At 76.4% G+C, this 849-nt stretch carries 1 protein-coding gene; it reads right to left on the bottom strand.

Annotation, left to right across the window (positions count from 1 at the left end; all coding sequences use genetic code 11):
- Nucleotides 1-97: 97 nt before the first annotated feature.
- The coding region (locus tag ABD308_RS18040; RefSeq protein WP_344335615.1) for a S1 family peptidase at nucleotides 98-849 on the bottom strand (752 nt) is incomplete at its 5' end.

Genomic DNA, 849 nt, shown 5'->3' with positions numbered 1-849 from the left:
CGGCTTCGTCGTTCCCTGCACCAGCCCCGCCCGGGCCGCCGCCCGGCTCGGCGTCCCGGATCGTCGCCCGAACGGTCAACACCGGGTGCCCTTCCGGCTACAGGGCGGTGCGCACCGCGTCGGAGACCGCGGCGATCCGGGTGTAGACGCCCGGGTGGCCGACCTCGGCGCAGCCCGTTCCCCAGGAGACCAGCCCGGCGAGCCGGCCGGCGACCACCAGCGGACCGCCGCTGTCCCCCTGACAGGCGTCCTTGCCGCCCTGCTGCTCGCCCGCGCACACCATGCCCCGGGCGTCGAACCGCCCGTCCGGGCCGCCCGGGTACGCCTGGGCGCAGGTCTGGTCGGCGATGATCGGCACGTCCACCCCGCGCAGCGCGGACGAGTAGTCGCCGCGCCCGGTGGTGTCCCCCCAGCCGTACACCTGCGCCCGGTTCCCCGGCCGGTACGGCTCCGTCTCGCCTTGGCCGACCAGGGCGATTACCGGCCGGCTCCCCTGCGACTCGCCCAGGGTGACCACCGCCACGTCGTTCATGTTGGTGCCGAACGAGTACGCGGGGTGGACCCAGACGCCCTGCACCGCCACCTCGCGCCCGGTCGAGCCGCGCAGGTCGTCCCGGCCGACCAGCACCCTCAGACCGGGCCGGTCCACCGGGCGCCCGCTGGCCTCGTCGTAGAAGCAGTGCGCGGCGGTGACCACCTTGGTCGGGGTGACCAGCGCTCCGCCGCAGAACTGCCCCGAGCGGCCGGGGCCGAACTGCTGGCGGCTGGCCAGCGCCACCATCCACGGGTGGTCGCCCGTGCTCGCCGTCCCGCCGCCGACGATCCGGCCCTGCGGCCGGGCCTCGGCGC

The organism is Kitasatospora putterlickiae (assembly GCF_039527695.1).
Lineage (GTDB): Bacteria > Actinomycetota > Actinomycetes > Streptomycetales > Streptomycetaceae > Kitasatospora > Kitasatospora putterlickiae.
Note: the sequence above shows the minus strand (reverse complement) of the source record. Positions and strands in the feature narration are given on the sequence as shown.